The organism is Arthrobacter sp. TJ-266, assembly GCF_058269115.1.
Genome location: NZ_JBZCNC010000001.1, coordinates 258,049 through 279,429, shown reverse-complemented (window position 1 = coordinate 279,429; position 21,381 = coordinate 258,049). Strand labels below are relative to the sequence as shown.

The window sequence follows — 21,381 nt, the reverse complement described above, 5'->3', positions numbered from 1 at the left end:
GATCAGGGACACCCGGCCGGAGCCGCTCAGGAGCCCGTCGAGACGTACTGCAGGTTCCCGCGGAAGTCGGCCCAGGCCAGCGTCCGCTCGTCGAGCACCCGTAGGAAGCCGGGCGGGCCGCCGCGGAACTGGACGTAGGGCCAGCCCGTCTCACCCACGGTCGCGAGATAGAACCCGTCCCGTTCCTGGAGGAAGTCCGTCTCCCTCCGAGTCAGGGTGTCAGCATCCGCCCGTCGGCGGGCCTCGGCAGCGCGCCCGCCGAAGAACGCAGCGCTGCCGTAGCGCTCCTGCACCTCCTGAACTGCGGGAGTGAAGGCGATACCGGCAAACTGTCCGCTCACGAGGGGCCTCTCGGTGGCTCGTTCGATGTATAGTATCCTAATAGTTAGTACACTAACAGTATTCCCGACAGGATCATTCATGAGTCCCCAGAACGACGACGACCTCCTCCTTGAGCGGCAGTTGTGCTTCGCGCTGTCCGTCGCCTCGCGCAGCGTGATCGGTGCCTACCGGCCGGTCCTCGAGGACCTGAACCTCACCCACCCGCAGTACCTGGTGATGCTCGCCCTGTGGGAGGAGAGCCCGCGGACCGTACGCTCCATCGGCGAGGCCCTCGCCCTGGAATCGGCGACGCTCTCGCCCATGCTCAAGCGGCTCGAGGCCCTCGGCCTGCTGACGCGCACCCGCGTTCCCGGCAACGAGCGTGCCCTCGCGGTGGATCTCACCGCGGCGGGGACTGCCCTCCGCGAGCGGGCCGTCACCGTCCCGACCACCATGATGCAGCGGCTCGGCCTGAGCCGTGCCCAGGTCGACGCCCTGAACGACGCGATGCACGGCATCATCAGCGCCACAGGGACCACGTTGCCCGGTCGCCCGGCGCGCACCCCGTGACGCCTTCTATCCCCCGCCACCACCCGACAGGAAGGACACGACGATGAGCGAGAAGGAACCCTTCTCGGCCCGCTTCATGGCGGCGACCGGCAAATTGAGGATGTTCTTCGGGCCGGCGCAAGGAGGCTCGACGGCGGGGCCGATCGTCTACCAGGACGACGAGGCGCAACACCGCCGCCAGGCCGAGCTCGAGCAGTGGACGGTGGTCAGGAACCCGGACGGCTCCACCTACCTGACCCCCCGCAAGCCCACGGAGGACTAGCGACGCCCTGGCCTGCAGCGGGCGCCGAACGGCTGTGCCGCACCGACCTCCACTGGCCGGCGGGAAGGTGCGGATACGCTGTCCGTCATGACAGTCCTCGTGTTCCTCGACCCGGCACATCGCGACGGCAGGGTCGTCGACGCGACGCAACCACAGCTCATGGCCACCGATCTCGGAGCCACGCGCGGCGACGGCATCTTCGAGTCGATGCTCGCCGTGGACGGGGCACCGCGTAAGGAGCAGGCGCACCTGGACCGGCTGGCGTCGTCGGCCGCGGCCCTGGACCTGACCGTGCCCGACGCCGATGCCTGGGGCCGTGCCATCCGCACCGGGCTCCGCGCGTTCGCAGCGGCCGAACCGGAGCGGACCACCGCCGTCGTGAAGCTGATGGCCACGCGCGGTGTCGAGGGCTCGGGGCGCGCGACGGCGTGGGTCCAGGTGGCGCCGGTGCCCGCCGCGACCGTCCGGCAGCGCGAGGCCGGCCTGAAGGTCCTGTTCCTCGAACGCGGGTACGACAGCACGGTGGCGCAGCGCGCGCCGTGGCTGCTGATGGGCGCCAAGACGCTCTCCTACGCCGTCAACATGGCCGCGGTCCGCTACGCAAAAGCGCAGGGCGCCGACGACGTCATCTTCACCTCGTCCGACGGCAAGGTGCTCGAGGGCCCGACGTCGACCGTTCTCCTCGCCCATGACCGCGACGGTGTGAAGACACTGCTCACCCCGCAGCTCGAGAGCGGCATCCTCGCCGGGACATCGCAGAGCGCGCTCTTCGCCGCGGCGAAGAGGGAAGGCTGGGAGCTCGGGTACGGCCCGCTCGAGCCGCATCACCTCCTCGACGCCGACGCCGTGTGGCTCATCTCGAGCATCCGGCTGCTCGCTCCCGTGCTGTCACTCGACGGGCAGGAGCTCCGCACCTCGCCGTCGCTGACCGCGGAGCTCAGTGACCTGGTGGACCGCTTCGTCTGAGCCGCTCGGCTGAACGCTGTGATCCCGCTCCACAGAGGGGGCCCTGCCCGTACGTCGGGGGCGTGGTCTCACGTCTCGTTCGCCGTGATCGCCCGCTTCGCGCACGAGATGAACGGGTCCTGGTACCCCTGGGGACAGCAACCAGCAGAGTACATCGCCGCGTACCGATCATCGCCGATCCCGGAGCCTTCCCATGGACGGCTGCTGACAGAGCAGACGCTGCCGCGAGCGGCACGCTGCCGATCACGCTCGTCATAACCTCTGGGCGACAGGACCGTGGGCCATCGGAGCTCGGGGCACGTCGGGATACCGTCTTTCTCCTGTCGGAGAAGTACGGTATCCGGATGAGCACCGAGACCGTCACCGACCGGGCGCCCCTCGACCCCCGGGTCAGATCGGCTCTCGACGCCTTCACCCAGTCACCCGACGCGACCACCCCCGAGCGCATCACCCGGGCCATCTCCGCCGCGGATGCCGCCGACTCCGAGCGGGGCATTCATCGGATCACCATCGACGACGAGACGGTCGAACGCATCGCTTTCACGCTCGGCACGATCTACAGCCGCGGTGACGAGTTCGATGTCAGGGATTACACCAGGAGGGCTCGCAAGATACTCGATGCGCTGGTCGGACAACCAGCGACGCCCAGCTGGGGTGACCAGGTCGGCGACGTGCACTGACGACCGAGGAACCCGCCCGATGCGGAGCTGATACACGCTCATCAGGCGTCCCGTCCGGGAGTCCCAGCGTCAGAAGTCGGACCTGGCCTCGTCGTTGTAGGGCGCAGCCGGACGCGGCAGGTCGCTGATCAACTCGTTGACTGCATGGGAGATGAGGTTCCGGTCGGAGCTTCTCGCGCTGATCAGACCACGGAGATACCCGTCGAGTTGGAATTCGTCGACGTCACCGCCGATGGAGAAGTAGTGGATCCAGACGTCCTCCATGTGGAGCCCACTCTGATGGATGGCTTCGAGCGTGCGCAGGCGTTGTTCTTCGGGTGGCAGCTTGATCATCACGGACCGCTGACGGCGCCTGGCCCATCCGACCGCTCGCTGAGCCGGGCCGCGATCACCGTGACCGACGTGTTCTCCTCAGCCGCGAGTTCGACCAGGTGCTCCATCGCTGTCTGCTTGTCGATACCCAGTCGTTCCATGAGGACACCACGGGCGATACCTACGGTGTCCCGGTCGGCAAGAGACGCTTTGACTTCGTCGCTGATGCGCTGCGGGGTGTCGCTGGTCTGGATGTGTCCCAGCAGGACCGCTGAGGCCCGGGCGAGATTCGTCAGGATCCGCTGATCGTTACTGGTGAACGCGTTGGGCTGGTCGGAGTAGACCTTCATCGCACCCAGCCCCTCCTTCTTGCGCATCAACGGCACGCTGAGGCAGGACCGGATCCCAGAAGAAGCTGCCGCGGCCGTCCACTGTGGCCACCGTTCATCGGCGTGGGTGTCCTCGATGATGACGGGGGTACCGGTGGACCAGGCGGCGAAGCAAGGGCCCTCACCGAACTCGTACTGCAGGTCATCTGCTTCGAGCACGTCCTCGTCCGTCGCGCCGACGCTCAACCGCCTCCCATCATGGCTGAGAACGCTCACCCCTGCGCCCTGCGCGGCGCCGATGGCGTCGCGGGCGACTTCCGCAAGACCGTCGACTGCGTCATGAGCGGTCTGCTCTGTCAGGAGGTATCCGTAGGTGCGCCCGAAGATCTCCAGGAGCTCAGGGGCGGGTGGTGTCGTCTTCACGGGGGAGCTTTCAACTGCGCTGCATCGACCTGATCAGGGTATGACCCCTGCAGGTTGGAAGCCGGCTGCTCAACCCCATCGGACTCCACTGAGACGGAAAACCGACGTCGAGTATAAGACAAACCGGCGGTGTCGGACCAACCGGCCCAGCGACGCGTCTGCCCGTCCGTCAGCACCCGTGAGCCGATCCCGCTTCGAGCGACCGTTCGCGTCACCGGCGTCGAAAGGCTTTGCACCTGCGGCAGGCGGGACCCGTGGACCACGTCGTCCGGCACGGTCCATCTGGATCGGCCCGACTGCCCGACGGCGCTCGATATGGCGCTGCATGACGCTCCTTCCCCCGGCCTTTTTGACCCGCCGCGCTCCGATGTCCTAGCGTCGTCCTAGCAATCATGAGTTCCAGCCACAGGCCCTGGCCGGCTGGACAGCAACCCTCTCCCGTAGTGGGGTGCTCCAGGTGAAGATTGGGCCGCCGGGTCAAGTCCCCCGGTTGGCAAGTACGGCGTCGTGCGGTCCTCCGAGGGGTCTTGTCCCTGGAGGGACCGCCCAACGCTCAGCCCAGAACAGCGAGCGTGTCACCTGAAAGTCATTCCCACCTCGTCGCTGCCCCGTCGGCAGCGCGCCCTCCCTCGTCACGCCCCCCTGCAGTTCCGCGGTACCGCCGTGCCATCTCGAAGGACACACCCATGATCACCTCACGCAGGCTGCTCGCCGCCGCCGTCGTCCCCCTCCTCGCCCTGACCACCGCCTGCGGCCTCTCCGGCGGAGACGCCGCAGGTGGCTCCGAGACCGTCCGCATCGGCGTCGTCGGCGCCAGTGACCCCGAGTGGGCCGCGTTCACACAGGCCGCCGAGGACGAAGGCATCTCCGTGGAGATCGTCGACTTCGCCGAGTACACGCAGCCCAACCCCACGCTCTCCGAGGGCGAGCTGGACCTCAACCAGTTCCAGCACCTGGTGTACCTCGCGCGCTACAACGTCTCGAGCGAGTCCGACCTCGTGCCCGTCGGCTCCACCGCCATCTACCCGCTGGGCCTCTACTCCACCCAGTACGAGTCCGTCGAGGACATCCCCGACGGCGCCACCATCGCCATCCCCAACGACGAGTCGAACCTCGCGCGTGGCCTCCTCGTCGCGCAGTCGGCCGGTCTGTTGACCCTGCGCGACGGCGGCAGCGCGTTCTCCACGATCGACGACGTGATCGCCGACGAATCCCGCGTCACCGTCACCACGCTGGATGCCGCGCTCACCCCGACGTCGCTCCCTGACGTCGCAGCAGCCATCATCAACAACGATTTCGTGCAGGACGCCGGGCTCAGCTTCGATGACGCCATCGCGAAGGACGACCCGACGGACCCGGCGGCCGCAGCCTACGTCAACGTGTTCGCCTCCCAAAGCGGGGAGAAGGACAACGAGACCTACCAGCGCCTCGTCAGCATCTACCAGGACACGCAGGCCGTGCTCGACGACGTCCAGGAGACCTCGGGCGGGACGGCCGAGTTCGTGAAGGTGCCCGCCGAGGAGCTCCAGTCCACCCTCGAGCGCGTCGAGGAAGACACCCGCGCCCAGGGCTGACCGCTCCACCACCCTCCGACGGCCGGCCGCACCCCGGCCGGCCGTCGGCATGTCAGAAAGGCGACCATGCCGCTCATCGAACTGCGGAACGTCACCAAGAGCTTTCCCGCGGCCCGCCGGGGCGATCCCCCGGTCACCGCGATCGACGACGTCAGCCTGGACATCGAAGCCGGCGAGATCTTCGGCATCATCGGCTACTCGGGAGCGGGCAAGAGCACGCTCGTCCGCCTCATCAACGCCCTGGAGAGCACCACGTCGGGCGAGATCGTCGTCGACGGCCAGCAGGTCACCGGCGTCCCCGACCGCCGGCTGCGGAAACTGCGCCTCGACATCGGCATGATCTTCCAGCAGTTCAACCTCTTCAGCGCGAAGACGGTGTTCAACAACGTGGCGTACCCGCTGCGCGTGGCCGGCAGGAGCCGGGACGAGATCCAGGCCCGGGTCACCGAACTGCTCGCCTTCGTGGGCCTCGCCGACAAAGCCTCCGCCTACCCGGAGCAGCTCTCCGGCGGGCAGAAGCAGCGGGTGGGGATAGCCCGGGCACTGGCCACCTCGCCGAAGATCCTGCTCGCGGACGAGGCGACCTCCGCACTCGACCCCGAGACCACGCACGAGGTGCTCCGGCTCCTCCGACGCGTGAACGAGGACCTCGGCATCACGATCGTGGTCATCACGCACGAGATGGATGTCATCCAGACGCTGGCCACGAAGGTGGCTGTGATGGACCGGGGGCGCATCGTGGAGCAGGGAAACGTGTTCGACGTCTACTCTGACCCGCAGGAGGCCTCCTCACAGCGGTTCGTCTCCACCGTGGTGCGCGGCATCCCCGCTCCGGACGAACTCGCGGCGCTCCGCGAGCGCCACGCAGGGCGCATCGTGACCTTCTCCTTCCGCGACGGCGACGCCTCGCAGGCCTCCGTCTTCCTGGAACTGGCCTCCGCCGGCGTCGAGTTCGAACTGATCTACGGCGGCATCAACGACATCCGCGGCCGCGCCTTCGGACACCTCACACTCGCCCTCACCGGACCCGACGCCCAGGTGGACGCCGCGCTGGCCGGCCTCGCCGCTCGCACCACCGTGAAGGAGCTCTCCTGATGGACGACCTCATCCCACTGACGCCTCTTCTCTGGGAGGCCACGTACGAGACGCTCTACATCGTGGGACTCAGCCTGCTGTTCGGCGGGCTCGGCGGCCTGCTGCTGGGGCTCGGCCTCTACACCACGCGGGCCGGCAGCATCCTCGGGAACCGGCCCGTGTTCGGTGTTCTGAACCTGGTGGTCAACATCTTCCGGCCCATCCCGTTCATCATCTTCCTCGCGGCGGCGCAACCCCTGGCGCGCCTGGTGACGGGCACGGGTATCGGGAACAGCGCCATCATCTTCACGCTCTCCCTCGCGGCGGCCTTCGGGATCAGCCGCATCGTGGAGCAGAACCTCCTGACGGTCCAGCCCGGCGTCATCGAGGCGGCGCGATCGGTGGGAGCAGGCCGCCTACGGATCATCCTCACGATCCTCATCCCCGAGGCTCTCGGTCCGCTGATCCTCGGCTACACGTTCATCGTGGTGGCCCTTGTAGACATGTCGGCGGTCGCAGGCGTGGTGGGTGGCGGCGGGCTCGGAAACTTCGCCATCCAGTACGGCTACCGGCAGTTCAACCCGTGGGTCACCTGGGCTGCGGTCATCGTGATCATCATCCTGGTGCAGGCCGTGCAGTTCCTCGGCAACGGATTGGCGCGGAAGGCCCTGCGGCGCTGACGGGTGGGGCGGCTCGCGACAGCCGCCCCGGGGCGGATGCAGGACGTGGTACCGCGACCCTCACCGACCGACTCCGGAGAGTAGTGGCTAGTTCTCCTCCGGTTCGGCCGTGGGCGTGCCGAGGCTCCACGGCTCCTCGGGCTCCAGGGACTCCGCAGCCTGGACCGTGTCCACCTCCCACTGCTCGGAGGCCTCCGTCAGTGGATGGCGGACCGGATTCCGCTCGCCCGCATCGTTGAATTCCGGGTAGGGCAGCGGATCGTTCTCGGTGCTGGTCATTTCCCGATCCTACTCACCACCCCGTGACCTCCCCGTGGGGCGTCAGTCTGTTCCGCTCCGAAGTCCTGTGCTATCCGCGCGACAGGCCCGCGTGTGATCCTTTGTCGATGCGACCTCTGCGCTATTCGATCAACGTCTCGCTCGACGGCTGTGTCGACCACACGGCCGGCACCGTGGACGAGGAGACCCATCACCACGCGGCGCAGACCATCGCCCGCGCCGACGCCATCATCCTCGGCCGCACCACGTACGAGTTGATGGAGTTCTGGCGGACGGCTGAGGACCTGCCGCCCTGGATGAAGCCGTTCAAGGAGTCCATCAGCGCGGCCAAGAAGTACCTGGTGTCGAGTACCCGCGAACCGGACGGGTGGAACACCGAGTCGCTCACCGGCGACCCTGTCGAGGCGGTCAGGACGTTGAAGGAGCAACCGGGTGACGGGCTGTACGTCGGCGGCGTCACGCTGCCTCTCGCCCTCGCCGACGCGGGACTCATCGACGAGTACGAGTTCGTCGTGTCCCCGACGCTCGTCGGCCACGGGCCACGGCTCTTCGAGGGACTCGCCAAGCCGCTCGACCTGCGGCTCGTGGGGATCACCGACTTCGCCTCGGGGGTGCGGGCAGAACGCTACGTCCCGGTCGCCGGCTCGTCGTCGCCCGGGCAGTAGCGGTGCCGGCTTCCCCGGCTCGTACTCGAGCGGTGGCGCATCCGTTATCGGACAGCGAAATGGATCCATGCGTCCGCTGGAAGGTCGGGTCGCCCCGGCACGTCGCGATGCACCAGCTCCCAGCGATCATCATGCGCAGCGGCCACGGTCATCCAGAAGCGGGCAGCCGGGGCGTTCTTGTCCTGGAACGCCACTGACCACCGGCCCGGACTCTGCCCGATCACCAGATTCATGGCAGCTCGCCCAACTCCCGATCTCCGCGCGCCCTGGACGATGAAGAAGCTGCTGATGATGTGGTCGGCAGAATTGAGTCCGCGGACAACGGCCAGGCCGACGGGCGCGGCACCCAGCCGGACAAGGAAAGCTGCCCAGCCCGGCTCGCCCAACGCTGCGTCGAGACGTTCTTGACGGAACCGCCCGTGGTCATCGGGGAGCGCTCCGGTGAACGCCGACATGTCGTGTCGGAACATCGTCCAGAGCTGTTCGAGCACCGGACGATCGTCCTCGCCCGCAGCGACGACGGCGAGGGGTCTGTGAGAAGTGGTCATGAAAAAAGCCTCCACCCGGTGGGGTGAAGGCTCCGGACTGCAGTCTATCGCCCTCCGTCTACAGGTCCGCTTCGGAGCGGCCCTGCGGACGCCGTTCGGCCTCGTCACTGCTCTGCAGGTGATGTCGGAGCATGCTCGCCAGAGTCGACTGCTCCGCCGCGGACATGTCGATGACCCCGTTCTCGCTCATCACCGCTGCGAACTGCTGGTGGTCGTACGGCACTCCAGGCGGCAAGGGAGCCACGTGCCAGTGAACATGCGCGTTCCCCTGGCGACTGCCGAGACTCAGGACGTAGATGCGTTCAGTCGGCAAGGTGGCTGACAAAGCGCGCGCCACCTGATGGAGGACCCTCTGCACTGCGAGGTGATCGTCGACGCTTTGTGTCTCCCACCGCTCGACGTGGGCTTTCGGCGCCACGATCACGTAACCCACCAGCGTGGGGTATCTGGACAGGAATGCGATGGTCCGATCGTCGTCGAACAGCACGTCATGGACATAGTCGGGATGGCGCTGCACCGTCGCACACACGAAACACGGACCGGCCGAGACCCGCTGGTCGTACATCGCTCGATCAAAACTGCGTCGTTCCCTCATCCGTCGATTCTCCTTCAGCAGGGTGATCAGCATCGCGGATCACTGGCTACCCTTCAGTGTGGGCACACGGAACTTTCTGATCGAGGGCGGATCCGGGACCGGGAAGACGGCCGTCTGCGAGGAGTTGGCGAGAGGCGGCTACCACTCGATCCACGGTGACCGGGAGCTCGCCTACCAGGGCGACCCGCTGACAGGCGCACCAGCCACCGGGATCACGGGCACCGCCGCCCATGACCATTACGTGTGGGACGTGGCGAAGGTCAGAGCGCTCGCTGCGGATCAGCAGGCGGACGTGACCTTCTTCTGTAGCGGATCACGGAACGTCCGTTCCTTCCTCGATGTCTTCGACGGCGTGTTCGTTCTGCAGGTCGACGCCGACACCCTCGCGCACCGGTTGGATCAACATTCCGACGACGAGTGGGGAGGAGCTGGGCGTCACGCGGAGCGCGAGTTGATCATGCGCCTGAACGGCGACCGGGGAATCGTGTCCGGTTGGGACGTCGTGATCGACGCGACCGCGCCACTCGACGTCGTCGTAGACACCATCCTCACTCTGAGTGGGGCTCCACGAGTCCCGTGACAACCGTGGGCGCTCCTGGTCTTCCGCGGGAAGCAGTAGTACCGGAGCAGGGAATGTCGGAGAGCGGGCCGAGGCCCGTGCGGCGGCTCAGGACAGGATGAAGTTCCATGTCCCGGCGAGCACCGCCGCCGTCGCCGCGCCCGCAGCGATCACGAGCCCCACGGCGGCCACGACGGCGTCGAGCCGGGAGTAGGTGCTCTCCCGCGCCCAGGTGCGCGCCGCTCCGCCGAACCCGCGCGCCTCCATCGCCGTCGCGAGGCGTGTGGCGCGTCGGATGGCCTGCACGATCAGGCCGAACGACTGCCCCATCAGGTTCCGCGCCCGCGCCACGACCGAGCCGCCCGACCCGACGCCGCGTGCGTGCCGGGCGAGTCCGAGCGTCTCCCACTGCTCCACCAGCAGGCCGACGAGCCGGAGCGATGCCAGCCCGCCGAGGACGAAACGGTGCGGCAGGTGCAGCTTCTGGGCGAGGGCGTCGGCGAGGTCCGTGGGGTCGGTGGTGAGCAGGATGAAGATGCCCGGCAGCGCGAGCGCGAGCCCGCGCAACCCCACCGCGATCCCGGCCGCGACGGAGCCCTCGGTGAACAGGAACGGGCCGACGTCGAGCAGTACCCCGCCCGTCTTCTCCGCCAGCAGTGCGGTGCCGTACGCGCCGAGCGCGGCGGCGATCAGGAGCGGCCAGATGCGCCGCGCGAGCCCCACCACGCTGATGCCGAGCAGGGGCATGAGCAGCACCTCGGCGGTGAGGACGACGGCGGCGCTCACCCAGTCGATGCTCGCCAGGAGCACCAGCGTGATGACGGTCGCCGCGAACAGCTTCGACACCGGGTTGGCGCGCACGAGGGTGCGCCCGGTCAGGACGGGCGTCAGGGCGTCCGCACTCATGCGGCACGTCCCGGGGCGACGGCGGTCACCGCGCCACCAGCGTTCCGGTACCTGCCGCGATGTAGAGGGTGGCTCCGCCGAGCGCCGCCACGAACTCGGCGTCGTGCGTCACGGAGACCACGGCCACGCCGTCGTCGATCAGTTCACGCAGGAGCGTGACGAGTTCCGCCCAGGTGAGTGCGTCCTGGCCGAAGGTCGGCTCGTCGAGGATCAGCACGCGGGGCGCGGTGGCGAGCATCGTCGCGACGGAGAGGCGCCGCTTCTCACCGCCCGAGAGCGTGAACGGGTTGGCCTGCAGCAGATGCGTCAGGCGCAGCCGCTCGGCCAGACGATCGACCCTGCCCGACACGTCCGCGCCGCCCACGCGCTCCGGCCCGAACGCTAGTTCCTCCCCCACCGTCGGTGTCAGGAACTGGTGTTCGGGCTCCTGGAACACCGTGCCGATGCGCTCCACCAGCTGGGTGGATCGCCATCGGAACGGATCCTCTCCGGCGTCGCCGGCGAGTGCCGGGCCCGCTGTCACCGCTCCCCCGCGCGGCCGGAGCAGGCCGCCGAGGGTGAGTGCCGCCGTCGACTTCCCGGCACCGTTCGGCCCCGTGATGCCGAGGGCAGCCCCGGCGCTCACGGTGACGTCGAGCTCCGTCACCGCCGCCGGTCCCCGCTTGGTGCGGGCGACGGACAGGGAATGCGCCGTCAGCAGCGGCTCATCGAGTGAAGCGGCGCCCCGCGGCTGCGGCCCGCCCACCACCGGCCGGTGCCCGGGCACCCACACGCCGGCCGCGACGAGCCGGGCGCGCGTGGTGCGCTCGGCGAGCACGACGCCGGGAGGACCGTCCGCGAGCGCCCCACCGTCGGCGTCGAGCACGATCACGCGATCCACCACGTCCGCCCAGACCGCCACGCGGTGCTCGACGACCACGAGCGTGGCACCCGTGCGGTCGAGGACACGGACCACGGCGTCGCGGACCTCGAGGACTCCCTCGGGATCCAGGTTCGCGGTCGGCTCGTCGAGCAGGAGCAGCCCGGGCTCCATGGCGAGCACCGAGGCGAGGGCGAGCCGTTGCTTCTGGCCGCCGGAGAGCGCCGTGGTCGGGTGATCGAGCGGCAGGTCCAGTCCGACGGCGTCGAGGGCGCGGCTCACGCGCCGCCAGATCTCCTCCCGCGGGACGGCGAGGTTCTCGGCGGCGAAGGCCACTTCATCGCCGACACGCGCCAGGACCACCTGCGTCTCGGGATCCTGCAGCACGAGCCCGGCCCTCCCGCGGGCCGCAGCGGGGTGGGCGCCGTCGAGCGTCAGCTCACCTTCCTGCTCACCTTCGTCGTGCGCGCCGAGCAGCCCGGCGAGGCCGTGGAGCACGGTCGATTTGCCGGCTCCGGACGCCCCGAGGAGCAGCACACGCTCGCCCGGTGCGATGTCGAGATCGAGGTGACGGGCGGCGAACGCCTTCCGGCCCGCATGGCGCCACCCCCAGCCCCGGGCGCGGACGTACACCGCATCTGGGGCCGGCGTGTGCGCTGGTGTCACACGTCCGCCGTGCGGCCTGCGGCGAAAGCGGACAGGACGCCCGTCTTCGCGAGCCCGCGGAGGGCCAGCCAGCTGAGCAGACCGGCGATGACCACGCCCGAGATGCTCGCGAACACCACGTACATGAGCTTGAACTCGATGGTCCAGAGCGTGTTGTAGAGGATGTTCTCGCTGATCGAGAGGGCAAGGCCGGCGCCGAGGCCTGCGAGCAGGGCCACGGAGAGGTTCCACTTCCGGTAGGCGAACAGCAGGAACACGAGCTCTGCACCCGCGCCCTGGATGGCCCCCGAGAGCAGGGTCGCCATGCCCCACTGCGTGCCGATGAGGGCGGACACCGTGGCCGCGAGCACCTCGCAGTAGATGGCCGCGCCGGGCTTGCGGATGATCAGGCCGCCGAGCACTCCGGCGATCAGCCACCCGCCGGTGTAGAGGCCCGAGAGGGGCGGGAAGCCTGCCGTGAGCACGCTGATGCCGCTGTAACCGGCCGACCAGGCGGCGAAGACGACGCCGACGGCGACCGCGATGACCGAGGCCACCACGATGTCGACGACGCGCCACTGCCGGGTGGAGGGGGCTGCGCCGCTTCGCGACGTTGATCGGGACGTCGATGGGGATGTGGATGATGCCATGGTGCTTCCTCCTGAGGTACAGGAGGGGAGAGTGCCGGGCGAGCAGCGGATGCGGCAGCCGAGCACTCTGAGAACTCGACTCCCTTCGCCGGTACTAACCGGATCAGGTTCGAGGGTCTGCGGTGGTCCGCACTCTCAGCGCCCGATCCGGCGGCGTACCGCGGATCTGCGCTCCCCTGTCGTTTCGTTGCTAGAGCGTTCACGATCCTACACCTGACGTGCCGGCCGCTCGGCGGCAGAGTGCGCCCGCAGGATCAGTCGTCGTGGCGCTCTTCCAGGTCGGGTGAGCGGTGTAGTCACCGGCGCGGTGATCGTGTCACGTGCCCGCTCCGGAGCGGGAGCGCACGCGTCCCATCGCCGCGGAAGACCCGCTGCGACGCCGCAGGAGCCGGGCTAGGGTGGACGAAGGACGACGACAACTCAGAAGGAGAAATCATGGACGTTGTGTTCAAGCTGCTCGGTGTGGGACTCAGCGCGGGTGCGGGCTTCGTCGGCACCAAGCTCGTCGACTTCCTGTGGCAGAAGATCACCGGCGAGGCACCGCCCAAGAGCAAGGACGGGCTCGAGAACACGCTCCGCTCGGCCCTGATCTTCGCTGTCATCTCCGGCGCGGTGAGCACCATCATCCAGGTGCTGACGAACCGCTCCACCCAGCGGGCCATCAAGCGCTTCTCGAAGACCCGCGACCTCACCTGAGCTGGGGCCGCCGGGAACGGTGACCTGGTGCCGTCGGGAACGGCTGACGGGCGGCCATCGTCATCAGACGTCCCGGCGCTTCAGTTCTGGGCGCGCAGCTCCGGCATGACCGCCTGGAGGATGCGGTGCAGACTCATGCCGATGGCCGCTGCGGCACCGAAGGGGACGTCCCTGGACGACGCCTCGTAGGCCGCGAGTTCGAGGTCCTTGAGCGCTTGCTCGGCTGCCTCCAGCGTCTCGGCGTCGCTCTCCTCCACGGTCCAGAGGTCGAGTACATCGCCGACCGCCGTGAACGCCCGCTGCAGCGTCGGCCGGACGGACGCCGGTAGAGGACGCTCACGGGACGTCCCGTGCAGTGCGTCCTGCAGCATGTTCGTGATGTTGAAGGTGTGCGAGGCGACCACCTCGAGTACTTCGACCTGTCGATGGTCCCGCCGCAGGTCACGCGGGTGGCGGCGTCGCCGGACGTTGCCCTTCCGGCTCTCGTCCGCATACTGCAGCGCGTCCCGGGCATTCCGGGCCGAGGTCGTCAGGTCCTCCCGGTGCTGCGCCCACCGGGCATCGTCCGCCGCCCATTCCTCCTGCAGCGCCTCCCCCATCGCGCGCAGTTCTGCGGCAGCCGTCCGCCGCAGGCCGCTGATGCGCCCCACGGCGTCGTCGAGGTTCAGCGGAGGCAGGATGAGCGCGCTGACAGCCAGACCCACCCCTACTCCGACCACCGTCTGCACGAAGTAGCCGAGGGAGTAGCCGAGGTCCTCGTTGCCGATGACGAGAACGAAAAGGCCCGCCGACGCGATGCCGGAGCCGCCTCCCGCCGTTCGTCGGAGACTACCTGCGAGCAGCACACCCACTCCGACGACGAAGGCGATCGTCAGCCAGTTCGGCTCCGCGGCCCAGACGGCGATGTGGGCCAGCACGATCCCGATCGTGAGACCGGCCACCGTCTGGAGCCCCAGCTTCACCGTCCCGGCCACCGTCGGGTACATCGCGAGCAGGGCTCCCAGCGGTGCGTAGTAGGGGTAGTCCGACGGCGTACCGGGCAGGGCGAGGGCGATCGTCCAGGCGAGCGCGGCAGCGAGGGCCGCCTTGCCCGCCAGGAGGAGCTGCGGATTCACCACGGCTCCGCGCAGGCGGTCCCTCAGCTCGTCGTCGAAACGCGCAGCCAGGACTCGATGGGCCGTCGTTCTCCTTGTTCTGGCCATCTCCGCAGTATCGCACCCGCTCATGGCATCCGTTCGAGCCGATCCCGGTCCGGCGACCGGCCGTCATCTGCGTCCCGGACCGGTAACCCCAGCGCTGCGAGAACCCGCCGCGCCTGGGCCGACCGGGAGGGTTCCTCGAGCGTGATGAGCGCCTTCCAGAGCGCCCACCCGCGGCCGCGCTGCCATTCGGCGTCGCCCAACGCCAGCCGGGTACGGAACCGGTCCCGTGCAGGTGCGGCCAGCGAGGTCCAGGCAACCGCGAGGTCACAGGCGGGGTCGCCGACGCCACAGCAGCCGAAGTCGATGACCGCGCCCAGCCGCCCGTCACGCAGCAGGATGTTGCCGGGCGCAACGTCGCCGTGGAACCACCTCGGACCGCCGTCGTCCTCTGCCGCGAGCGCTGCCGCCCATTCCGCGAGCGCCGCCTCGGCGTCGACCCGCGGGCCGCTCCGCGCTGCCAGTCCTCCGACGGCAGCTCGCACCTCGCCGTCCAGGACCGCCAGGGGTGCGCCGCGGAGGGCGCTGTGCTCCCCGGGAGCAGGTCCTACGGGCGCCACTGCCCGTAGCTCCAGCAGGAAATCGGCGAGATCGTCGGCGACGGCGTCGGCGAGCGTGCTCCCCGACGCCGCCGGTGTACCCGGGATCCAGCGCCGCACCGACCATTCGAAGGGGTAGCCGCACCCCGGCCGGCCCACCGCGAGCACCTCGGGAACGGGAAGGCGGAGGGCGTCATGGAGAACAGGCAGCCAGCGCGCCTCCTTCCGCACCTGCGGCACGTACCCCGCGGCGGACGGCAGCCGGGCGACGAGCCCGGCGCCCACACGGAAACTCCGGTTGTCCCAGCCGTCCTCGTCGACCGGCCGCACGTCGAGCCCTGCCCAGTCGGGGAACTGTTCCGCGAGGAGGCTCCGCACGAGGTCGGCGTCGATCAGCAGGGCGTCGGAGGTCATGGCGGCACGCTAGCGGGAGATTCCCCGCGCGCGCCAGGGGATGCCGCGGGCCGCGACGCTCGCAGCAGGCGGGACCCGGGGCCCCGCAGCGCCCCGCCTAGGATGGCCGCATGGAACACGACGCCGCCCCGGTGCCCTGGGCGACCGCCCGGGCTGAGAACCGCGACAACTGGGACGACCGCGTGCCGCTCCACGAGGAGGCCTACGCACGCGATGCCTTCGACGACCCCGCACACCTCAGCGAAGTGGTTCGCGAGGACCTCGCCGCCCTGGCGCCGTTCCTGCCGGACGGCTCCGTGGCCGGGCTTGACGTCGGCCATCTCCAGTGCCACATCGGCACCGACACCCTCTCCCTGGTCCGCGCCGGTGCGCGGGTCACCGGCGTCGACTTCTCCGCTCCCGCCCTCCAGTCGGCGGCGCAGCTCGCGGACCGTCTCGGCCTCGAGGCCACCTGGGTCGAGACGGACGTCCTCGACGCGCGGGCCGCCGTCGTCGGCGAGTTCGACGTCGTCTACACGAGCATCGGGACGGTCACCTGGCTGCCCGACCTCGGGCGCTGGGCCCAGCAGGTCGCCGCGCTCCTCCGCGACGGCGGCACCTTCTTCATCCGCGACGGCCACCCCTCGCTGTACTCGATCGACGAGGACGCACCCGGGCTGGTCCTGCGGTACCCGTACTTCGGGAGCGGACCGCAGGTGTGGGACGAGGAGCACTCCTACGTGGGGGACGGGAAGCTCGCGCACTCCAGGACCTACCAGTGGGCGCACCCCCTCTCGGAGATCCTGACGTCCCTGATCGCGGCCGGCCTGCAGATCATGCACGTCGCCGAGGCGACCACGCTGCCGTGGCGCTTCTCCTCGCGCATGGTCGAGGTACCCGGCGGGTGGTCCTGGCCCGAGGGCGAGCGGGACCTCGTGCCCTGCACCTACACGATCGTGGCCCGGAAGCCGCCCTCGGCCTGACGCTTCGGGCCAGACCGTTTCCGTGGACCCGACCGCGACGGCGGGACATACTGGCCGCATGAGCACCCTCACCGCAGAGCAGATCCTCGACGCCGGCCTCGACGACTGGCGCCAGCTGGCCCAGGCCCTGCACGCCCGGTTCCGCACCGGCGACTTCACCACGGGCCTCGCCCTGGTCTCCGCGATTGGGGAGCTCGCGGACGAGGCCGACCACCACCCGGACATCTCCCTGACCTACCCGCACGTGGACATCACGCTCCTCAGTCACGACGCAGGCGGCGTGTCGGAGCGCGACGTGGACCTCGCCCGCCGCATCAGCGACCTCGCGAGCGAGCGCGGCATCACCGCCGACCCCGCCGCGCCGACCGTCGTGGAACTCGCGCTGGACACCGCGGACGTCGCCGCCGTCGGGCCCTTCTGGGCGGCACTGCTCACGGGCGACGCCGGAACCGTGGACGGCGACGACGTCGCCGACCCGACCGGTCGCGTACCCCTCCTCTGGTTCCAGCACACCGATGCGCACGAGACCACGCGGCAACGCTTCCACCTCGACGTCTGGGTGCCACACGACGTCGCGGAGGCGCGCATCGCGGCGGCCGTTACTGCGGGCGGCACCGTGGTCGACGACGCACAGGCCCCCTCGTTCACCGTCCTCGCGGATCCAGAGGGCAACCGCGCCTGCGTCTGCACGGCGCTGGAGCGCTGACGCTCCACGTCGGAAGGGCCGTGCGGGGCAGGCGCCCACGTCTCCTTATCCTATAGAATCTAGGAAACCCGACCGAGAGGAATCGCAATGACGCGACTGTTCAACACACCGGAGGACTTCGTCGACGAGATGCTCACGGGCTTCGTCGCAGCATCCTCCCGATGGGTCCAGCAGGTTCCCGGCGGTGTGGTCCGCTCCACGCGGTCGGGAACTCCCACCGTCTCCCTCGTCATCGGTGGCGGCAGCGGCCACTACCCGGCCTTCGGCGGTCTCGTGGGGCCGGGCCTCGCCCACGGCGCCGTCATGGGCAACCTCTTCGCCTCACCCTCCGCCCACCAGGTCCGCACCGTCACCCGCACGGCCGATCAGGGCCGCGGTGTCCTCCTCAGCTACGGCAACTACGCCGGCGACGTGCTGCACTTCGACGAGGCACAGGCGGAACTGCGCGAGGCCGGGATCGACGTCCGGACCGTGGTCGTCACGGACGACATCTTCAGCGCGCCCAAGGGCGAGGAGACCAAACGGCGCGGCATCGCCGGGGACCTCACGGTGTTCAAGGTGGCCGGCGCCGCGTGCGAGGAGGGCTACGACCTCGACGGCGTGGAGCGCGTGGCGCGCCTCGCGAACCACCGCACACGCTCGCTCGGCGTCGCCTTCGGCGGCTGCACCCTCCCCGGCGCCGACGCACCGCTCTTCGAGGTCCCGGCCGGACGCATGGCAGTCGGCCTCGGCATCCACGGTGAGCCCGGGATCGACGAGGTGGACGTCCCCACCGCCGCCGGTCTGGCGGAACTGTTCGTCGAGCGCCTCCTCGACGAGGTGCCCGAGGGCGTGGACCTCGCCGGAGCCCGCGTGGTGCCGCTCCTGAACGGCCTCGGCAGCGTGAAGTACGAGGAGCTGTTCGTCGTCTACGGCACGGTGCACCGCCTGCTCACCGAGCGCGGCCTCACCGTCGTGGACCCCGAGGTCGGCGAGCTGTGCACCAGCTTCGACATGGCCGGTTGCTCGCTGACGCTCCTGTGGCTCGACGACGAGCTGGAGCGGCTCTGGACCGCCCCCGCGGACACCCCCGGCTTCCGCCGTGGGCAGGTGGAGACGCAGGAACGCTTCGACGCCGTGGTGCAGGACGACGCCGAGGACACCGTGGGCAGCGCGTCACCGGAATCGCAGGCTGCCGCCTCGCTGATCGCCGCGGCGCTCGAGGCCGTGGCCGCCGTGATCGACGAGCACGCGGACCACCTCGGCCGGCTCGACCAGGTGGCGGGCGACGGCGATCACGGTATCGGCATGCAGCGCGGCTCCCACGCCGGACGCGACGCCGCGCGGGAGGCCGTGGCATCCGGAGCGGGAGCGGACACGACCCTCCGCCGCGCCGCGAACGCCTGGAGCGACCGCGCCGGAGGCACCTCGGGCGCCATCTGGGCCACGATGCTCAAGACGGCCGGCCAGGCACTCGGTGACGACGCCGCACCCGTACCCGCCGACGTCGTCCGCGCGGTCGAGGCGGGGCGCGACGCCGTCATGGCCTTCGGGAAGGCGTCGGTGGGCGACAAGACGATGATCGACGCGATCGTCCCGTTCGCCGAGGCGTTCGCGGCCCGCGTCGCCGACGGCGCGGACCTGCGCTCGGCCTGGACGGATGCCGCAGGAGTGGCCACGCAGGCCGCCGAGCGGACGTCGGAGCTGAAGGCGACGCTCGGGCGGGCGAGGGCCCACGGCGACAAGTCCGTGGGCACCGCGGACCCCGGTGCCGTCTCCTTCGCGCTGATCTGCACGGCGACGTCCATGCTCGACACGCCTGCCCGGACCTCTGCATCCTGACGTCCGCACCCTGACACCCGGACCGACGCCCCCACGACCACGAAAGAACCAGGAGAGACCATGGCACTCAGGATCATCATCGGCTGCGACGACGCCGGCTTCCAGTACAAGGAGATCCTCCGCGGGGACCTCGAGCAGAACGAGCTCGTGGAATCCGTGGTGGACATCGGGGTGGGCGCCGACGGGCACACCTCCTACCCGAAGATCGCCATCGAGGCCGCGGAGCGCGTGGCCCGGGGCGAGGCCGACCGCGCACTGCTGATCTGCGGCACCGGGATCGGCGTGGCGATCGCCGCGAACAAGGTCCAGGGCATCCGGGCCGCCACCGCGCACGACTCCTTCTCCGTGGAACGCTCCGTGCTCTCGAACGACTGCCAGGTGCTGTGCATGGGCCAGCGCGTCGTCGGCATCGAGGTGGCACGGCGCATGGCGCGCGAGTGGCTCACCTACACGTTCGACACCTCGAGCGCATCGAAGGCCAAGGTGGACGACATCTGCTCCTACGAGGGCGTGTAACCCCTCCATGCCTGCGACCCCGCGCTTCACCATCGGCTCGAGCCTGAAGATGTACTTCGGCCACCGGCGCCAGGTCGAGTGGACGCGGCAGGTGGCGGAGATCGCGGCGGTGCACCCGGCCGTGCTCGGTGACCTGGTGCAGCCGTTCGTCATCCCGACCTTCCCGTCCATCCCGGCCGTCCGCGACCTCGCCGCTCCGGCGGGGATGCTCGTGGGAGCGCAGGACGTCCACTGGGAGGAGGCAGGCGCCTTCACCGGCGAGGTGTCGGCGTCCGAGCTGGCCGAGCTCGGGATCTCCCTCGTGGAGATCGGCCACGCTGAGCGCCGGGCGATGTTCGGCGAGACGGACAGCACGGCGTCACGCAAGGTCCGGGCCGCCTTCCAGCACGGCCTGACCCCGGTGCTGTGCATCGGGGAACGGGACCGCGTGGACGCAGGGGACGAGGCCACCGCCGTCGAGCAGTGCCTGCGCCAGCTCGAGGCCTGCCTGGAGGACGCGCGGCACGCCGGCTCGCCGGGCGGCCTGATCGTCGCCTACGAACCGGTGTGGGCCATCGGCGCGCCGGATCCCGCACCCGATGACCACATCCGGGCGGTGACGAGCGCCCTGCGTGACCACGTGGCGGCGGATCCGCTCCTCGACGACGCCCGGGTGATCTACGGTGGAAGTGCCGGCCCGGGCCTGCTCACGCGTATCGCGGACTGCGTGGACGGCATGTTCCTCGGCCGGTTCGCGCACGATCCCGCGGCGTTCGAGGCGATCCTGGACGAGGCGTGGGAGGTAGGGGACACACGATGACGGCGAACATGATGGCCGACCCGCCCGTCGACCCGAGGGGCGACGACGGCGCGGAGGAGTTCCCCGGGATCGACCGGCGCGGCCTGCGGGACCGCGTCCACGACCGCATCCTCGACATCCTGCTCTCCAGTTCCATGGAGCCCGGCGCACGGCTGTCCATCGACACCCTCGCCAAGCAGTTGAAGGTCTCTCCCACCCCCGTGCGTGAGGCCATGGTGCAGCTCGAGCGGACGGGCCTCGTGACCCGCCAGGCGCTGAAGGGCTACCGCGTGGCGCCCCCGCTCGGCCGGGAGCAGCTCGACGAGCTCTTCGAGGCGCGCACCATGCTCGAGGTGGAGGCTGCCCGGCTCGCGACCCCGCGCGCGGCCTCCTTCCTCCCCGCACTGCGGCAAGCGCACGAGCACCACCACGAGATGGGCGAGCGCGTCACCGCCGCCATGATGAGCGGCTCCGTTCCCGTGCGCACCATCCACGACTACTTCGACGCCGACGCCGCGTTCCACACCGTGATCCTCGATGCCGCGGGCAACCGGTACCTCCGGGAGATGTACGGGAACCTGGGCGCCCTCACGCACCGCATGCGGCAGGCCGTGATCCGCGGTACCAACGACGTCGCGGAGGCCGCCACCGAGCACGCCGCGATCCTCGAGGCGTTCGTCGGCGGCGACGACGCGGCCCCGGTGAACGCGCTCAGGGCGCACATCGAGGGCGTCCGCAGCAGATCGCTGAACGACTCCGTCTGACAGGCCCATCCCTGATCGGGCCTTGCGGAGGGCTGCTGCGCCGTTTATATTTCCTATAGGATCTTTCATCCGGCGAACTCTCATGCAAT

General features: G+C 69.7%; 27 protein-coding genes and 2 riboswitches. Of the genes, 16 read left to right on the top strand and 11 right to left on the bottom strand.

Going from position 1 to position 21,381, the window contains the following annotated elements; translation table 11 throughout:
- Window positions 1-26: 26 nt before the first annotated feature.
- On the bottom strand, window positions 27-341 hold the full coding sequence (locus tag AC4D12_RS01490; RefSeq protein ID WP_490948010.1) for a pyridoxamine 5'-phosphate oxidase family protein: 315 nt from the start codon (window positions 339-341) through the stop codon (window positions 27-29).
- A gap of 79 nt (window positions 342-420) precedes the next feature.
- Here AC4D12_RS01490 and AC4D12_RS01485 point away from each other — a divergent pair, with 79 nt between their 5' ends.
- The 4 genes from AC4D12_RS01485 (at window position 421) to AC4D12_RS01470 (ending at window position 2,799) form a co-directional block, all read left to right on the top strand.
- The gene (locus tag AC4D12_RS01485; RefSeq protein WP_490948009.1) at window positions 421-891 is read left to right on the top strand and encodes a MarR family winged helix-turn-helix transcriptional regulator; all 471 of its coding nucleotides are present in this window, start codon (window positions 421-423) and stop codon (window positions 889-891) included.
- Window positions 892-934: 43 nt separating this feature from the next.
- Entirely contained in the window at window positions 935-1,153 is a 219-nt protein-coding gene (locus AC4D12_RS01480; RefSeq protein WP_490948008.1) for a hypothetical protein, read from the top strand.
- A gap of 87 nt (window positions 1,154-1,240) precedes the next feature.
- Window positions 1,241-2,119, top strand: coding sequence for an aminodeoxychorismate lyase (locus AC4D12_RS01475; protein WP_490948007.1), 879 nt, complete (start codon window positions 1,241-1,243; stop codon window positions 2,117-2,119).
- A gap of 344 nt (window positions 2,120-2,463) precedes the next feature.
- Window positions 2,464-2,799, top strand: a complete 336-nt coding sequence (locus AC4D12_RS01470) for a hypothetical protein (RefSeq protein ID WP_490948006.1) — start codon at window positions 2,464-2,466, stop codon at window positions 2,797-2,799.
- Window positions 2,800-2,868: 69 nt separating this feature from the next.
- Here AC4D12_RS01470 and AC4D12_RS01465 read toward each other — a convergent pair whose 3' ends face one another.
- Together AC4D12_RS01465 and AC4D12_RS01460 are read right to left on the bottom strand one after the other, a co-directional pair.
- Window positions 2,869-3,132 (bottom strand): hypothetical protein, encoded by a 264-nt coding sequence (locus tag AC4D12_RS01465; protein WP_490948005.1) that lies wholly within the window; start codon window positions 3,130-3,132, stop codon window positions 2,869-2,871.
- A complete protein-coding gene (locus AC4D12_RS01460; protein ID WP_490948004.1) occupies window positions 3,132-3,863 on the bottom strand; it encodes a GAF and ANTAR domain-containing protein in 732 nt (243 codons plus the stop codon). Before AC4D12_RS01460 ends, AC4D12_RS01465 begins: the two co-directional genes overlap by 1 nt.
- A gap of 388 nt (window positions 3,864-4,251) precedes the next feature.
- Window positions 4,252-4,369: riboswitch (SAM riboswitch) on the top strand.
- 180 nt (window positions 4,370-4,549) lie between these two features.
- Here AC4D12_RS01460 and AC4D12_RS01455 point away from each other — a divergent pair.
- The 3 genes from AC4D12_RS01455 (at window position 4,550) to AC4D12_RS01445 (ending at window position 7,191) form a co-directional block, all read left to right on the top strand.
- Window positions 4,550-5,437 carry a MetQ/NlpA family ABC transporter substrate-binding protein gene (locus AC4D12_RS01455; RefSeq protein WP_490948003.1) on the top strand — a complete coding sequence of 296 codons (888 nt, stop codon included), beginning with the start codon at window positions 4,550-4,552 and terminating at the stop codon, window positions 5,435-5,437.
- 66 nt (window positions 5,438-5,503) lie between these two features.
- A complete protein-coding gene (locus tag AC4D12_RS01450) occupies window positions 5,504-6,532 on the top strand; it encodes a methionine ABC transporter ATP-binding protein (RefSeq protein WP_490948002.1) in 1,029 nt (342 codons plus the stop codon).
- The gene (locus tag AC4D12_RS01445) at window positions 6,532-7,191 is read left to right on the top strand and encodes a methionine ABC transporter permease (RefSeq protein WP_490948001.1); all 660 of its coding nucleotides are present in this window, start codon (window positions 6,532-6,534) and stop codon (window positions 7,189-7,191) included. The genes AC4D12_RS01450 and AC4D12_RS01445 overlap by 1 nt, the downstream gene beginning before the upstream one ends.
- 87 nt (window positions 7,192-7,278) lie before the next feature.
- Here AC4D12_RS01445 and AC4D12_RS01440 read toward each other — a convergent pair whose 3' ends face one another.
- Complete coding sequence (locus AC4D12_RS01440; RefSeq protein ID WP_490948000.1) at window positions 7,279-7,470, bottom strand: hypothetical protein; 192 nt, start codon at window positions 7,468-7,470, stop codon at window positions 7,279-7,281.
- 107 nt (window positions 7,471-7,577) lie between these two features.
- On the opposite strand from AC4D12_RS01440, the gene AC4D12_RS01435 reads away from it, so the two are divergent.
- A complete protein-coding gene (locus AC4D12_RS01435) occupies window positions 7,578-8,135 on the top strand; it encodes a dihydrofolate reductase family protein (protein WP_490947999.1) in 558 nt (185 codons plus the stop codon).
- 44 nt (window positions 8,136-8,179) lie between these two features.
- On the opposite strand, the gene AC4D12_RS01430 is transcribed toward AC4D12_RS01435, so the two are convergent.
- Window positions 8,180-8,683: a GNAT family N-acetyltransferase gene (locus AC4D12_RS01430; protein ID WP_490947998.1), complete on the bottom strand. Its 504-nt coding sequence runs from the start codon at window positions 8,681-8,683 to the stop codon at window positions 8,180-8,182.
- 58 nt (window positions 8,684-8,741) lie between these two features.
- Window positions 8,742-9,311 carry an HIT family protein gene (locus tag AC4D12_RS01425; protein ID WP_490947997.1) on the bottom strand — a complete coding sequence of 190 codons (570 nt, stop codon included), beginning with the start codon at window positions 9,309-9,311 and terminating at the stop codon, window positions 8,742-8,744.
- A gap of 25 nt (window positions 9,312-9,336) precedes the next feature.
- Here AC4D12_RS01425 and AC4D12_RS01420 point away from each other — a divergent pair, with 25 nt between their 5' ends.
- Window positions 9,337-9,858 (top strand): DEAD/DEAH box helicase family protein, encoded by a 522-nt coding sequence (locus AC4D12_RS01420; RefSeq protein WP_490947996.1) that lies wholly within the window; start codon window positions 9,337-9,339, stop codon window positions 9,856-9,858.
- Window positions 9,859-9,945: 87 nt separating this feature from the next.
- Here the strand turns inward: AC4D12_RS01420 and AC4D12_RS01415 are convergent, their stop codons facing one another.
- Genes AC4D12_RS01415 through AC4D12_RS01405 form a run of 3 tightly spaced genes read right to left on the bottom strand, consistent with a single transcriptional unit; the run spans window position 9,946 to window position 12,897 of the window.
- Window positions 9,946-10,743, bottom strand: coding sequence for an energy-coupling factor transporter transmembrane component T family protein (locus AC4D12_RS01415; RefSeq protein ID WP_490947995.1), 798 nt, complete (start codon window positions 10,741-10,743; stop codon window positions 9,946-9,948).
- Between the two features lie 25 nt (window positions 10,744-10,768).
- On the bottom strand, window positions 10,769-12,268 hold the full coding sequence (locus AC4D12_RS01410) for an ABC transporter ATP-binding protein (protein WP_490947994.1): 1,500 nt from the start codon (window positions 12,266-12,268) through the stop codon (window positions 10,769-10,771).
- On the bottom strand, window positions 12,265-12,897 hold the full coding sequence (locus tag AC4D12_RS01405; protein ID WP_490947993.1) for an ECF transporter S component: 633 nt from the start codon (window positions 12,895-12,897) through the stop codon (window positions 12,265-12,267). Before AC4D12_RS01405 ends, AC4D12_RS01410 begins: the two co-directional genes overlap by 4 nt.
- Window positions 12,898-12,960: 63 nt before the next feature.
- A riboswitch (TPP riboswitch) is annotated at window positions 12,961-13,085 on the bottom strand.
- Between the two features lie 247 nt (window positions 13,086-13,332).
- Between AC4D12_RS01405 and AC4D12_RS01400 the strand changes: the two genes are divergently transcribed.
- A complete protein-coding gene (locus AC4D12_RS01400) occupies window positions 13,333-13,593 on the top strand; it encodes a DUF4235 domain-containing protein (protein WP_490947992.1) in 261 nt (86 codons plus the stop codon).
- Between the two features lie 80 nt (window positions 13,594-13,673).
- Here AC4D12_RS01400 and AC4D12_RS01395 read toward each other — a convergent pair whose 3' ends face one another.
- Together AC4D12_RS01395 and AC4D12_RS01390 are read right to left on the bottom strand one after the other, a co-directional pair.
- A complete protein-coding gene (locus tag AC4D12_RS01395; RefSeq protein WP_490947991.1) occupies window positions 13,674-14,795 on the bottom strand; it encodes an FUSC family protein in 1,122 nt (373 codons plus the stop codon).
- A gap of 20 nt (window positions 14,796-14,815) precedes the next feature.
- Window positions 14,816-15,745, bottom strand: coding sequence for an aminoglycoside phosphotransferase family protein (locus AC4D12_RS01390; RefSeq protein ID WP_490947990.1), 930 nt, complete (start codon window positions 15,743-15,745; stop codon window positions 14,816-14,818).
- 110 nt (window positions 15,746-15,855) lie between these two features.
- Between AC4D12_RS01390 and AC4D12_RS01385 the strand changes: the two genes are divergently transcribed.
- The 6 genes from AC4D12_RS01385 (at window position 15,856) to AC4D12_RS01360 (ending at window position 21,292) form a co-directional block, all read left to right on the top strand.
- Window positions 15,856-16,707: a class I SAM-dependent methyltransferase gene (locus AC4D12_RS01385; protein WP_490947989.1), complete on the top strand. Its 852-nt coding sequence runs from the start codon at window positions 15,856-15,858 to the stop codon at window positions 16,705-16,707.
- A 58-nt stretch (window positions 16,708-16,765) separates the two neighbouring features.
- Complete coding sequence (locus tag AC4D12_RS01380) at window positions 16,766-17,413, top strand: 4a-hydroxytetrahydrobiopterin dehydratase (RefSeq protein WP_490947988.1); 648 nt, start codon at window positions 16,766-16,768, stop codon at window positions 17,411-17,413.
- A gap of 87 nt (window positions 17,414-17,500) precedes the next feature.
- Window positions 17,501-19,234 (top strand): dihydroxyacetone kinase family protein, encoded by a 1,734-nt coding sequence (locus tag AC4D12_RS01375; RefSeq protein ID WP_490947987.1) that lies wholly within the window; start codon window positions 17,501-17,503, stop codon window positions 19,232-19,234.
- Window positions 19,235-19,294: 60 nt separating this feature from the next.
- Window positions 19,295-19,750 (top strand): ribose-5-phosphate isomerase, encoded by a 456-nt coding sequence (locus tag AC4D12_RS01370; RefSeq protein ID WP_490947986.1) that lies wholly within the window; start codon window positions 19,295-19,297, stop codon window positions 19,748-19,750.
- Between the two features lie 7 nt (window positions 19,751-19,757).
- On the top strand, window positions 19,758-20,549 hold the full coding sequence (locus tag AC4D12_RS01365) for a triose-phosphate isomerase family protein (protein WP_490947985.1): 792 nt from the start codon (window positions 19,758-19,760) through the stop codon (window positions 20,547-20,549).
- On the top strand, window positions 20,546-21,292 hold the full coding sequence (locus AC4D12_RS01360; RefSeq protein WP_490947984.1) for a GntR family transcriptional regulator: 747 nt from the start codon (window positions 20,546-20,548) through the stop codon (window positions 21,290-21,292). Before AC4D12_RS01365 ends, AC4D12_RS01360 begins: the two co-directional genes overlap by 4 nt.
- Window positions 21,293-21,381 lie beyond the last annotated feature (89 nt).